The organism is Paraburkholderia rhynchosiae (genome assembly GCF_002879865.1).
In the GTDB taxonomy this organism is placed as follows: domain Bacteria; phylum Pseudomonadota; class Gammaproteobacteria; order Burkholderiales; family Burkholderiaceae; genus Paraburkholderia; species Paraburkholderia rhynchosiae.
The window spans coordinates 271,964-284,795 of the sequence record NZ_PNXY01000007.1; the positions used below are offsets into that span (position 1 = coordinate 271,964).

The 12,832-nt window shown below is 62.4% G+C and carries 14 protein-coding genes; 10 read left to right on the forward strand and 4 right to left on the reverse strand.

Features of this window, described 5'->3' with window-relative positions; genetic code table 11:
- Positions 1-28: 28 nt before the first annotated feature.
- On the reverse strand, positions 29-463 hold the full coding sequence (locus C0Z16_RS12935) for a PaaI family thioesterase (RefSeq protein ID WP_102632541.1): 435 nt from the start codon (positions 461-463) through the stop codon (positions 29-31).
- Positions 464-732: 269 nt separating this feature from the next.
- Here C0Z16_RS12935 and C0Z16_RS12940 point away from each other — a divergent pair, with 269 nt between their 5' ends.
- Positions 733-2,355 (forward strand): methyl-accepting chemotaxis protein, encoded by a 1,623-nt coding sequence (locus C0Z16_RS12940; RefSeq protein WP_102632583.1) that lies wholly within the window; start codon positions 733-735, stop codon positions 2,353-2,355.
- A 110-nt stretch (positions 2,356-2,465) separates the two neighbouring features.
- Here the strand turns inward: C0Z16_RS12940 and C0Z16_RS12945 are convergent, their stop codons facing one another.
- Positions 2,466-2,669, reverse strand: coding sequence for a cold-shock protein (locus tag C0Z16_RS12945; RefSeq protein ID WP_102632542.1), 204 nt, complete (start codon positions 2,667-2,669; stop codon positions 2,466-2,468).
- 218 nt (positions 2,670-2,887) lie between these two features.
- Between C0Z16_RS12945 and C0Z16_RS12950 the strand changes: the two genes are divergently transcribed.
- The gene (locus C0Z16_RS12950) at positions 2,888-3,163 is read left to right on the forward strand and encodes a hypothetical protein (RefSeq protein ID WP_102632543.1); all 276 of its coding nucleotides are present in this window, start codon (positions 2,888-2,890) and stop codon (positions 3,161-3,163) included.
- A gap of 89 nt (positions 3,164-3,252) precedes the next feature.
- Here C0Z16_RS12950 and C0Z16_RS12955 read toward each other — a convergent pair whose 3' ends face one another.
- Positions 3,253-4,362 (reverse strand): AGE family epimerase/isomerase, encoded by a 1,110-nt coding sequence (locus C0Z16_RS12955; protein ID WP_102632584.1) that lies wholly within the window; start codon positions 4,360-4,362, stop codon positions 3,253-3,255.
- A 293-nt stretch (positions 4,363-4,655) separates the two neighbouring features.
- Between C0Z16_RS12955 and C0Z16_RS12960 the strand changes: the two genes are divergently transcribed.
- From C0Z16_RS12960 to C0Z16_RS12985, 7 genes are all read left to right on the forward strand, one after another.
- A complete protein-coding gene (locus tag C0Z16_RS12960) occupies positions 4,656-5,342 on the forward strand; it encodes an MgtC/SapB family protein (protein WP_102632544.1) in 687 nt (228 codons plus the stop codon).
- 129 nt (positions 5,343-5,471) lie between these two features.
- Positions 5,472-6,797, forward strand: coding sequence for a hypothetical protein (locus C0Z16_RS12965; RefSeq protein ID WP_102632585.1), 1,326 nt, complete (start codon positions 5,472-5,474; stop codon positions 6,795-6,797).
- A gap of 188 nt (positions 6,798-6,985) precedes the next feature.
- The gene (locus C0Z16_RS12970) at positions 6,986-7,294 is read left to right on the forward strand and encodes a hypothetical protein (protein ID WP_102632545.1); all 309 of its coding nucleotides are present in this window, start codon (positions 6,986-6,988) and stop codon (positions 7,292-7,294) included.
- Positions 7,295-7,488: 194 nt separating this feature from the next.
- Complete coding sequence (locus C0Z16_RS38150; protein WP_167403514.1) at positions 7,489-7,647, forward strand: hypothetical protein; 159 nt, start codon at positions 7,489-7,491, stop codon at positions 7,645-7,647.
- Between the two features lie 461 nt (positions 7,648-8,108).
- Positions 8,109-8,414, forward strand: coding sequence for a hypothetical protein (locus C0Z16_RS12975; RefSeq protein WP_102632546.1), 306 nt, complete (start codon positions 8,109-8,111; stop codon positions 8,412-8,414).
- A gap of 161 nt (positions 8,415-8,575) precedes the next feature.
- Positions 8,576-9,487, forward strand: coding sequence for a 3-hydroxyacyl-CoA dehydrogenase family protein (locus tag C0Z16_RS12980; protein ID WP_102632547.1), 912 nt, complete (start codon positions 8,576-8,578; stop codon positions 9,485-9,487).
- Positions 9,488-9,705: 218 nt separating this feature from the next.
- Positions 9,706-10,317 carry a flavin reductase family protein gene (locus C0Z16_RS12985; RefSeq protein WP_102632548.1) on the forward strand — a complete coding sequence of 204 codons (612 nt, stop codon included), beginning with the start codon at positions 9,706-9,708 and terminating at the stop codon, positions 10,315-10,317.
- A gap of 37 nt (positions 10,318-10,354) precedes the next feature.
- Here C0Z16_RS12985 and C0Z16_RS12990 read toward each other — a convergent pair whose 3' ends face one another.
- Positions 10,355-11,821, reverse strand: a complete 1,467-nt coding sequence (locus C0Z16_RS12990) for a polyhydroxyalkanoate depolymerase (RefSeq protein WP_102632549.1) — start codon at positions 11,819-11,821, stop codon at positions 10,355-10,357.
- Between the two features lie 219 nt (positions 11,822-12,040).
- Here C0Z16_RS12990 and C0Z16_RS12995 point away from each other — a divergent pair, with 219 nt between their 5' ends.
- Positions 12,041-12,694, forward strand: a complete 654-nt coding sequence (locus C0Z16_RS12995; RefSeq protein ID WP_102632550.1) for a glutathione S-transferase family protein — start codon at positions 12,041-12,043, stop codon at positions 12,692-12,694.
- Positions 12,695-12,832: the final 138 nt, after the last annotated feature.

The window sequence follows — 12,832 nt, forward strand, 5'->3', positions numbered from 1 at the left end:
TTGTCAACCGGCGGCGAGCGCGCAAGCGTTAATTCGCCGGTTCGTGGTCGCCGTTCTCGCCGATCCGGTTGACGGTGCCCTGTGCAACCGCGACGAGTCTCTCCCGGTTGCCCTCCATCACAAAGATGTTGCATTGGCAGGTCGCCTGATGGCGGCCTGCGTACACCACCTGCGCCCGCGCGATCAGCGTGCCGTTCACGGCGGGACGCAGATAGTTGATCTTGTACTCCCCCGTTACCACCTTCGGCCCGAGCGAGAGCGCGCCGGCAAACGTCAGCGCGTTGTCTGCGAGGTAGCTGATCACCCCGCCATGCACGAAGCCGTGCTGTTGCCGCAGCTCGTCGCGGATCGGCAAGCTCAGCGTCAGTTCATTGGTGCCCGTATGCATCAGGTCTGCGCCTAACAGCACGCTGAACGGCTGGGCATGCAGTGCGCCGCGCGCCCGGTCGAGTAGGTCGGTCATTGTGATTCCTTCGAGGAAGCCCCGCAGTGGCATCGCGCACTGGCGTGCGCTCGTCAGTCCCTACCCACTCTAGGAAGCGCCGACGCGCGCCGTCAAGGTGAATCGGAAATATCTGCGCGGTACGCGCGAGTAAACCGACAGAAATTCAGACGTTGGCCGATGTAAAAGCTATGTAAGACGATCTTTGACGTACTTGGTCTTCAGCCAGGCAGGTTGCTGCCGTTAACCCTGACGTAGCTTCCGTTATTCTTTGCCTTCAGGTGTTCACGATGTTCAGCAAGATCAAGGTCGCATCCGGCCTGTTGTGTGTTCTGGCCGCGTTTTGCGTTTTCCAGCTTGTCACGGTCGGTCTGGGTTTCTGGTCATTGACGCGCACCCATGACGACGTTGGCGATCTGTCGAACATTGCGCTGAAGCAGGTGGATGCTGTCAACGAAACCACGCAGCATCTGATGGACGCGCGCATCAACCTGTCGCGCGCCGGTACGCGCATGGTGCGCGGCGGGGCGGAGCCGACTGACATCGTTCAGCACGCGCGCGAGCAGCTGACGGCCGCCGAGCAGTCGTTCAGCGCCTTCATGAGCGCGCCGAAGACCAGCGACGAAAACGGCGCCCGCGCGGCGGCGCTCGCCGAGCGCTACAAGAAGCTGCACGGCGCGCTCACGGAGCTCGCGCAGTTTCTCGACGCGAACAACATTCAGGCATTTCTCGACCAGCCGACGCAGTCGTTCCAGGACGCTTATCTGACCGAGTTGCACACCTTCACGCAGTTCGGTAACGCGGCGAGCCGTGCATCGCTCGATTCAATCGATACGCGCATGGACACCTTCCGCGCCGTCAGCATCGTGATTCTGCTGGCGCTGGTCGGCGGGACGTTTGCGGTTTACATGGCGTTGCGCCGCGGCGTGGTCGCGCCGCTCGAGGAAGCGGGCCGTCACTTCGACCGCATCGCGCAAGGACGTCTCGATCAACCGATCGCCGCGCGCGGCACCAACGAAATCGGCCGGTTGTTCTCGGGCCTCGCAAAAATGCAGGCGAGCGTCGCGCGCACTGTGCGGACCGTGCGGGAATCCGCCGACTCGATCCACCTTGGCGCCGATGAAATTGCGACCGGCAACGCCGATCTTTCCGCACGCACTGAGAACCAGGCGGCATCGCTCGAAGAAACCGCTTCGAGCATGGAGGAATTGACGGCCACCGTGCGTCAGAACGCCGATCACGCGCGCGAAGCGAACGCGCTCGCCGAGACCGCGCTCGAGGCGACGTCGCGCGGCAGCGAAGTGGTCGACAAGGTGGTGGACAAAATGCGCGGCATTGCGCAGAGCTCCGACAAGATCGCCGAGATCATTTCGGTGATCGACGGCATTGCGTTCCAGACGAATATTCTCGCGCTCAATGCGGCCGTCGAAGCGGCGCGGGCCGGCGAACAGGGCCGCGGCTTCGCGGTGGTGGCCGGCGAAGTGCGCGGGCTGGCCCAGCGTAGCGCGCAGTCGGCCAAGGAGATCAAGACGCTGATCAGCGAATCGGTCGCCGAGATTCAGGGCGGTTCCACGCTGGTCGAGCATGCCGGCGAAGCGATGAGCAACGTGTCCGCCTCGATCTCGCGCGTCACGCAGATGATGGCGGAAATCAGCGCGTCGTCGCTTGAGCAAAGCACGGGCATCGAGCAGGTGAACCAGGCAGTCGTGCAGATGGATGAGATGACGCAGCAGAATGCGGCGCTCGTCGAGCAAGCGGCGGCAGCGGCGGCTTCGCTGCATCAACAGACCCAGCAGTTGAAGCAGGCGGTTTCCGTGTTCGAAATTTCGGAGGCTGTGTTGCGCACGCAACAGATCGACGACATGCCGACGGAAACTGGACAATTTGCGTTGTCCGGAATGCGCGCAATTTAAATCGTTCGCGCTCAAGAATCGGGCAACCGGAAAGAGAAAATGGCCCGCAAAAGCGGGCCATTTTGTACTAGACGCAAGCGCCTATGGGTGCCTCAAAGTACCGTTGGTACTTAGGCCGGCTGGATGTTCGCAGCCTGCTTGCCCTTCGGGCCTTGCTTAACTTCGAACGACACCTTCTGGTTTTCCTGCAGGGACTTGAAGCCGCTGCCTTGAACTTCCGAAAAGTGTGCGAACAGGTCTTCGCCGCCGTCGTCCGGCGTGATGAAACCAAAGCCCTTTGCATCGTTAAACCACTTCACAGTACCTGTTGCCATTTTTGATCCAGTAAATGTTGTGTATTGCATTCGCGACCGCTATTTCTCAACTCGAGATCGAGCGCGAAGTACGAGTTGTATCACGTCTTTATGACGGACGCCAATCAACAAGTATTCGGGTATTCCCCGGCTTCGGTCTTTTTGGAACGTCGAGGGCGCAAAAAAGGGCGCACCTGCGGGTAGGGTAAACTGTGCGTATTACTCTTCCAGGAAAAACATTGACACATTATCTGCAAGAAGAACTCACGTCGTTCTGGAGTCGTTTGACCCCCTATCTCGCGATATTGGAGTCTAAATCACCTCAGGAAGGCGCGCCGGACCCGGTCGGTCGCATCACCGTCGATGCCGATGACCGCCAGGCTTTCGCCCTCCACACAACCGACCGAAAGCCACAAGGCGATGTGTCGGATACGCCTACCGGCCAAAGCGCCACTTATATGCGATTCAGATCAGACGGGAAGGACTGGAGCCCCTGGCAGCGCGAGGAGTATTGATCGACCATGCGGTTTGAGTCAGTGCCGGCTCACTTTGGTGCCGGCGCGTGACGATAGTGATGAACCGACAAACTGACGTAGGGCTGGCTTCAGGCCGGCAACGCGTCAAAAGCGGTAGCGAGATGGTAAGGCGTGGTCGACGGCATGTCGGCCCGCGCCACCTCTCCCGCTGAAGTCTTGCATTCAAACCAGCCTTCCGGGCGCAGAAAGCGCCGCTGGAACAATTCGATCTGCCGCGGCAGAACCGCATTCATAGCCGGTTCGTCATGGCTTGCGAGTGCGCGCAGATATTCCGTTTGCGCCCAGATACGCTGCGTTGGGTCCTTGATCCGCCCGTCTTCATCGAGCGATGCATACACGCCGCCCGTTTCCTGATCCACGCCATTGCGTTGCGCATAGGTGAATGCGCGCGGCATGGCTTCCACGAGACCCGAGCCTTCAAACATGGCGCCCGCCTGGTTGACCAGCCAGAACCATTCGAACTGATGGCCGGGTTCCAGGCGATTGTCGTGCGTGCCGATCGGCAATTCGGCGATGCAGCCCGAAGGCGCATGCACGAAGTGACGCGCGACCGCGCCGGCGAGTCGCCGCAGCGCGGCGTCGAAAGCGTTGTCGCGAGTGGCTTCGCGGGCAGCTAGCCACGCTTCGGTCAGATGCATCAACGGATTCTGGACCGGCGTGCCGGTGACATGCGCGAAGTCTGCGGTGAGTGCGGCGTTGAAGAGGTCGTCTTCTGCGGCAAAGTGCGACTGAATCAGCGCCGACGTGCGATGCACGATTTCCAGCGCGTCACCATTGCCGGAGCGCCGGCCATATTCCGCGCAGGCAAACACCACGAACGCATGCGTGTACAGGTCTTTGGCCGTGTCGAGCGGTGCGCCGTGCTCGTCCACGCTGTAGAACCATCCGCCGTGTTGCGTGTCCTGAAAAGTGCGTGTGAGCGAATCGAATAGAAGCTGTGCGTGGGCGGCATCGCCAGCTTTAGAAAACACGAAGAGTTGCCGCGCGCAGGCCATTGCCCGATAGCGTTGTGAGGGTGCCGGACGGTGGTCTTCCGCGCTGAGTGCTTCGTGGGGCAGCTTGAGCGCGTTGTTGAAACCGGGGCCGCGCCACATTGGCAGAATGACGCCATTAAAGTGATCGCGTAGTGCGGCGGCGAGTGCGATCGTTGAGGCGGCGGTAGGGTTCGTGCTCGGCATAGTCAAGTTCGTCAAATGCGACATTTCAAAGCGCCCGTGGACGCGCGCCTGGTAAAGCGGGCCCGGTTCTGGCGATAGTGCAACTGCCGGCAGAAAGACTGGCAAAAAGCCGGCAAAAAACCAGCAGATAACCGGCAGATAACCGGCAGACAACTGGCAGACAACTGGCAGACCATCGGCAGCAAGCCGCGCGCGCGGGGGCAGCGTGCGGCTTAGGATAAAGCAAACCAGTGTCAGCCGGCGCCCAATATGGACGAGGAAAACGCTTCATAGTTTCAAGAAGGAGAAAGACGATGTTGGGCAACCTCGAACTCATCTCCCGTCTGGTATTGGCCGCGGCGCTCGGCAGTGTGATCGGCTTCGAGCGCGAGCGTCTGTCGTGGGCTGCGGGATTGCGCACGCATATGCTGGTTTGCGTGGGCTCGGCGCTGATCATGATCGTGTCCGCCTACGGCTTTGCCGAAGTGCTCACGGGCCAACACATCATGCTCGATCCTTCGCGGATGGCGGCGCAGGTCGTTTCAGGCATCGGCTTTCTCGGCGCGGGTTCGATCCTGCTGCGCGGCGAAATCGTGCGCGGGCTGACGACGGCGGCCAGCCTGTGGTCGGTCGCCGCGATCGGGCTCGCGGTCGGAGGCGGGCTGTACACGGCGTCGATCGCGGCAACCATCATCATTCTGATCATCCTCGCGGGCATCAAGCCGCTCGAGCGGCGGTTCATCACGGTCAAGCAGCGGCGCCAGGTGACCATGATCGTGGAACGCGGCGCCATGACATTTCACTCGCTGCACGACGAACTAGGCGCCGCGAGCCCGCGCGTCAAACAATTCGTCATGCAGCAGAGCGACGAAACGCCAGAATGCGACGAGGTGATGATCACCTTGCACCGCGTGTCGAATACCGAATACGAGGCGATTTGCGCGCGCTTGCGTCAACTGCAGGGCGTCAGGGAGTTCCGGCAAGACGACGCATCGCCTTGAAACGGAAAATCGTCGGCGAATGGCTTCGGTGGCGGTGAGCGCCATGCGACAATGCGGTCTCGAAAAATTCCAATGGCATTGACGAGCGGTGCCGGCGCCTGCTCCCCGGCGACGACCGCTTTTTTCTCTATGGCAGATTCCGCAGTATCCACGCAGTCCCGGCCTCCGCGCGCCGCTTCCCCGAAGCAGCGTCAGGCCACCGTCTCGACCGAAACCGAAAAAAAGCTGGCGCGCGCCGCGCGCTCGGCACAACGCCTCGCGCAACTGAGCGACGTTCCGCGCGACGACAGCACGCTCGACCTGTTCCCCGACGATCCCACCCGCGCCACGCTGGAAGCGATGAACATCGACGTCCGGCAAGGCACGCTGCATGGATTTGAATTGCCCGATGTCGTGCTGGCCGCCGTCGGCGCTCTCGATCCGCCCGCCGACAACGCGTCGCCGGACGCAAAGGCGGCGCGCCGCGCACCGCGCGCAGTTCGGGCCGACGAGCCGGCAGCGGTTAATGCTCAATTGAGTGGACTGGAAATCGAGTCGTCGACGGAGGCCGAGCCTGAGGTCGGGCCGAAGGCGAGCGCTCCTGATCTGGCCGACGAGGACAAAGCCGTTGCATCGGCGCGCGATGCCGCTTTGCCGCTTCCACCCGCCATGGCCGCCGCGACGGTGGCGCGCAGTGTGACCGCGCTGCGCCAGGCCGCCGCCGAGCGGGGCGGTGCGACAGCCGATACGGCGGCTGGCGCTACGTCTGAGGCAAGTGGCAAACCTTCGCCGCTAGTAAGCGAAACCACAGTTGCCGGGCACGGGGAAGCAGCCACGGCCGAAGCGGACGCCACGAACGCCACGAACGCGCGCACTGAAGGCGCTTCGCTGGACTCCGAAAAAGCATCAGCACGAGAGACGAAACCGCCCGGCGGCACGGCGGCGTCCGCCCAAGCCCGCGCAAGTTTCGCCGTGCCCTGGCAAGAAGCGCAACGCGTCGAAGCGGCGGCAGCCGCTTCGCGCGCCGCGCCGGAACTCGACCGCGCGCGGGCGACCGCGTTCGCGGACACCGTCGACGCGCTATACGGTGTGATCGCCGATCAGCGCCGCGCGGCGACCGACCATTCGCGCCGCATGAAATGGATGCTGTCGATCGTGGTCGGCGCGCTCCTGATGACGGTCGCAATCGGCATCACGCAAACCTTGCTGTTGATGCGCCTCACGCGTGAGACCACCGCTCAGCAACACCGCGTCGAACAGATGATGCAAAACCAGCAGGCCGCGACGGCCAGCCTGCTCGACACGCAAATGGCGATGGCCAAGGCCGCCGCTGCAAATGCCGCGCGGCCGCCGACCGCGCCGACAGCGCCGGTGCTCGCGGCGTCGCAGCAAGCCGCAGCCCCGGCATCCACGAATGGCAAGCGCGCCGCGCGCGCACAGCACGCTCACAAGCCGAAAACGGCCAACTCACATTGAATCCGCGATAGCCCGCCGCGCCGGCGAAACGCCGGCCGCGGCGGCAATCTCCGCCCCTTTGGCCTGATAGGCGCCGTAAGGCGAAGGCCGCCGACAATCCGTCGCAAACCAAGTCCCGCGCTCTACACTCTCGATGCTGTAGCGTAGCCGGACCGGGCACGCCAGCGCCTCATTTCACCGAAGCCAACATGCCGACTAGCGAACACAAATACTGCGTCGAGGACCTGATCACCGCGCTTCTGCGCGATCAAGGCATACACGAGGGACATTGGGCTCTGAATATCGAGTTCTCCGCCACGGGAGCCGCCGTCAAGCCGCAAGACCAGCCGACGCGCACGCTGCCGGGACTGATCGTGTCTGTGAACAGCGCAACGCTAGTGGGCGCCGACGCGTCGGCGCAAGGTTCGATCGACGCCGCCGTGGTCAATCCCCGCCAAAGCGCACCGGCGAAGCGCCGCGCGGCTAGCCCGAAACCTGGATCCACCCCGCTGCAATAGGCGCTTGGACCGAGCAGAAAGCGTCTCAAAAACGGGGACGTTGTCGTGTTGCAACGCAATATGACCGTCCGAGCGGTACCGCATGGCGCCACACCGGAAAAATGCTGCATTGCACTAGCTTTTGCCTAGGGAAAACCCTATAATGATTCTTAAGGGAATACCCTAGCAAATGCAGTAACCAACCGGGAGTCGCCATGAGCTTCATCTTTGCATTGTTCCAAAAGGTCAGCGACCTCTTTACGTCGCCCCATCTGCCGCTGGATACGGACTACTCGTATGCAGCGCGTGCCCGCGAGGCAGAGCGCGTGCGTAAAGCACAAGCTACGTTGTTCGGCATCAAGCTGACCGACTAATAGCTCGCTGTACCGGCCTGCGCGCGGTTATTGCGCCGGGCCCGCACCTCAAGTGCGCATGCGTCATTTCAAGCCACTGCCCGCGAAGCGCGTGCCGTGGCTTTTGTTTTATCTGAGCGGGTAGCAGGCCGTCATTTGTGCGCTTCTTCGCGTCAGTTCGACGAGGTAGCGAGCCGTCGAATATTTCCCGGCCGAAATGAATGTAACGGCGGCTCACACCATCTTGCCGCGCAATCGGCACGGTTGGCCGCCAAAGCCTTCGCGACGGGTCGCGTAGGCGACATCAAGAGTCCGCCATCCGTCCCTTTCTTTGAAATGTGCGCTTACAAGTGCTCACGTCTTCATGCGGTTCGCGTCGCTAAAGTTCATCTCAAGCGCACGGCGTCTTGTGCGGGCCACAAAGAGTTCGAGGCTCGCGGAACACGGTGCCGGCTTGATTCAAACTTTGACGGGAGAGAACTATGAAAGCTTTCAACAAAACATCGCGTTCGATCATCGCGGCTCTGTTGGCCGGTGGCGCCATGCTGGCAGCGGGCGGCGCGTCCGCTCAGGAACGCGTGATCGTCGAACGCGGCCCGGGACCGGCCGTCTACGGCCAGCCGCACATGATGCCGGTGGGAATGTCGATCGACATCGGCTGGCATGGCGATCGTTATTACGACGGTCACCGCTACTGGGGCCACGACGAGTGGATGCGCCATCATCCGCACGACAACGACCCGCGTCATCATGGCCGCGACGAACACCGTCCGCCGCCGCGCTACTGATCCGCGCATGACGTCGCCGCCTGACGCGGCGTGAAAAAGGGCAAAGCCGGCTCTTCCTCGCGGAAGGCCGGCTTTGCTGCGTTCGGCACTGCCAACTTGCGCGCTGCGCTATGCTTTAACGCTTTCATGGATGGCAGCGGGAGAGCGGCGTGAGCGAGGCAATGAAGACAACGATAGGCGTAGTGGGCACCGGACTGATGGGCGTCGGCATCGCGACGCAAAGCGCATTGCACGGTTACCGGACGATCGTCCATGACGTCGACGCGGCGCGTCTTGCGAGCGTCGCGCCGAAAGCGGAAGCGGTGCTCGACGAATTGATCGACGCCGGCCGCATCGACCGGGATGCGAAACGGGCGGCGCTCGCGCGCATCGAGACACACGCGGAACTGGACGTGATGGCGTCGGCGGATTTCGTGATCGAGGCGATTCCTGAGGTGCTCGAGTTGAAGCATCGCCTGTACGAAAAATTGATTGCGCTGCTCGCCGCCGACGCGATTCTCGCCAGCAATACCAGTGGTTTCCCGCCAGACCAGCTCGTCGCTCCGTTGCGCGCGAAAGAGCGCTTTGTCATAGCCCATTTCTGGAATCCGCCGCACATGATTCCGCTCGTCGAAGTCGTGCCTGGAACCGCAACCGCGCCCGAAGTCACGGCGAAAACCGCCGAGTTGATGAGCGCGATCGGCATGGAGCCCGTGATTCTGGCCAGGGCAATTCCCGGCTTTGTCGGGAACCGCCTGCAGTTCGCGGTGTTGCGCGAGGCGCTGAATATCGTGCGCTCGGGCGCGGCGACGCCGGATGTGGTGGATCGCGTCATGAAGGCGTCGCTCGGACGCCGGTGGGGAATCGTCGGTCCACTCGAAGCCGCGGACATGGGCGGGCTGGATACCTTCCTCGACATTTCCACTCATCTGATGCCGGAACTCGCAAAAGACGAAGACGTGCTCGATCTGCTGCGTCAGCAGGTACAGGCGGGGCGTGTCGGCCTGCGCAGCGGTGCGGGTTTTTATGACTGGGACGAAGCGCATCTGGCGCAAGTGAAGGAAGGGCGCAAGCGGCTGATTCGGCGGGGATGAGAGGGGAAGAAAGGCAGGGACTGCGGCCGGACGCCGGCGAGAGCGGCGGAAAAACTGGCTCGGCGCCTCGACACCCATAATCGTGAGGTGTCGGTCGAGCAAATACAGGCTAAAAGCTGTAAATCGCATTTGAAACCTTTAGCCTGTAAGACCCGCCCGCAGCGCCCCGCACAACTCTGCGGTATAAGTACCGCTCGTGCTCGCTACCGTTTACATTCATGCCCCACTACTTCTACGACCCCGCCGCCGGCCATAATCTCCCGCACGATCCGTTCAAAGCCATCGTCGCGCCGCGCTTGATCGGCTGGATTTCCTCGCGCGACACCGAAGGCACGCTGAACCTCGCGCCCTACAGTTTCTTCGGCGCGTTCGCGAGCTTCCCGCCGATCATCGGCTTTTGCAGCGAGGGCCGCAAAGATAGCGTCGCCAATATCGAAGCCACCGGCGAGTTCGTGTGGAACCTGGCGAGCAAACCGCTCGCCGAGCAGATGAACCGCTCGTCAGCGCCCGTCCCGGCGCACGTCGACGAATTCGAACTCGCGGGACTCACGCCTGCGCCAGGGCGTAACGTGCAGGTGCCGCACGTCGCCGAAGCGCCGGCTGCGCTCGAATGCAAGCTGCTGCAAGTGGTGCATCTTCATAGTCTCGATGGCAAGCCGATGGACAACTATCTGTCGCTCGGCCAGGTGGTCGGCGTGCACATCAACGACGCGTATCTGAAGGACGGTCTGTTCGATACCCACGCCGCGCAACCGATCATGCGCGCCGGCTATCGCGCGGATTACGCGGAAATCGGCGACATGTTCCAGATGTTCCGCCCGACCGCATAGACAGCGGCGAGCGAAATCGCGCCGGGCGAGGCAGCGCTCATTGCGTCGCCGGTGGCCGCCGACGCGAAGGCCGCGAGGCCCGCGGCTTCGCTGTCGAAACGGTATCGCCGCTTTTCACCGCAGTCGACCCATTGGATGCAGCCACCGCTTCGCCATCCACCGCGTCCACCGCACCCACCGCGGACGCAACTGGCGCCGCTACCGTCACCTCAGCGGCAGTAGCGGCGGGCACCGGCTGAATGGTGCGCGCCATCGAACTCACGAGCACCGCGCGAGGTTCGTTGTCGTAAATCACGGCCCGCACTCGCGGATAAATCTGCCGCTCCCAGCGCTGCCCGTTGAATACGCCGTAATGCCCGACGCCGGTCTGCACATGGTGCGTCTTCAGATACGGCCGCAATTTGTCGCACATGTCCTGTGCGGCGAGTGTCTGGCCGACCGCGCAAATATCGTCCTTTTCTCCTTCGACGGTGAGCAACGCGGTACGCCGTATCTTCGACGGATCCACCACGCGCCCCATTACTTCCAGTTCGCGTAACGGCAGCGCGTGCCGCTGGAAAACCGTATCGACGGTCTCCAGATAAAAATCCGCGGTCAGATCCATCGTCGCAAAGTACTCTGCATAGAACGAGCGAATAGTGTCGGCTTTCGTGTGATCGCCTTTGGCCCGCTCGTAATGCATGGTTTCGAACGAGTCGAGATGCCGGCTCAGATTCATCGACATGAACGCGGTCAGTTGCACGAATCCCGGATACACGCGCCGATGCGCGCCGGGAAAACCGAACGGCACTGCGCTGATCAGGTTCTGCTCGAACCACTCGATCGGCTTGCTCTTCGCCAGTTCATTGACGCGCGTGGGATTGACGCGCGTGTCGATCGGACCGGCCATCAGCGTCATGCTGGCGGGTTGCGCGGGATGATCGTCGTCGGCCATCAGCGCGACGGCGGCGAGCGCGGCAACAGTCGGCTGACATACGGCGAGCAGATGCGCGCCGGGTCCGATAGTTTCGGTGAAGTCGATCACGTGCTGCACGAATTCGTCGAAGCCGAAGCGGCCCTGACTCAGCGGCACATCGCGCGGGTTGTGCCAGTCGGTGACGTACACGTCGTGTTCGGCGAGCATCGTGCGCACGGTGCCGCGCAGCAGCGTCGCGAAGTGGCCGGACATCGGCGCGATCACGAGCACGCGTGGTTGCGGCGCCGCCGGCGTCGTCTGCTTGCGAAAGTGGAGGAGTGAACAGAACGGCGTGCGCGCAGCGATTTCTTCGACGACCGCGACAGGTTTGCCTTCCACGATCACGCTGTGGATCTCGAACGGCGGCCGCACGGGAGTGAGCCCCGCGAGCGTCAGCAGATCGCAGCCGGCGCGCAGCGACCGCCCATGCGAGGTCGCGCCGAACGTGGCCCATGTGTCGAGCGAACGGTTCACCAGCGCTGCGCCGTGACGTATTGGCAGCATCATGTCTGCGAAGGCTTGATAAGTAGAGTAGGCGAACAGGTTCATGCCTTCGCAGGAGCGTTGGAAGTCAAGGAGCCCGAATAGAAGGCAAGTCATATGCCAATTGCGTTAATGCACCAATAGGGCCGCGGCGATGCATTGGCACAGCATTTGCGCGCCTGGTCCGGGCGGGCCGAAGTCGCCGCGCTTTGGTGCGCGCGCGCACGGCAGCGTGCATGCGCCCAGTCGGGCGCCGCACGAATGCGTCATCTGGAGGAGACACGTATGGCGAACACCACGCTTACCATCAGCAGCAAGAACTATTCGTCGTGGTCGCTGCGCGGCTGGTTGCTGACGCGCTTTAGCGGCTTGCCCTTCGATGAGATCGTGATGCCGATCGACGATCCGGCGGCGCGCGCCGAACTGCTGCTTCTATCGCCGTCCATTCTTGTGCCGTGCCTCTTTCACGACGGCATAAAGATCTGGGACACGCTCGCCATCGCCGAATATCTGAATGAGGTGAAGCCCAAAGCGCTGCTGTTGCCGAAGGACATTCGCGCGCGTGCGCATTGCCGCTCGATTTGCGGCGAGATGCACTCGGGTTTCGCTTCGCTGCGCTCGGCGCTGCCGATGAATCTCAAAGCGCATTTCCCCGGCTTCAAGGTATGGGCGCGCGCGCAATCGGATATCGACCGTATCGTGACGATCTGGAGCGAGTGCCTGAAACAGTACGGCGGTCCGTTCCTGTTTGGTGAGCGCACCGCGGCCGATGCGATGTACGCGCCGGTCGTCACGCGTTTCGTGACCTACGACGTGAAGCTGGATCCGGATATCGTCGAATACGGGCAGCGCATCATGGCTTTGCCCGAGATGCAGCAGTGGGTCGCGGACGCGCAGCAGGAAGCGGAAGAGATCGACGAGCTGGACGTCGAGTTCTGATGAGCCGCAGATGCGCTTGAATGACGCGGCAGCCACCACGCGTCGTCACGTGCCGCAAAGCTGCTAGTTGGCCACGACCGAGCCGCTACGTATCCGCTACCTAACCGCTACCTAACCGCTACCTAACCGCTACCTAAC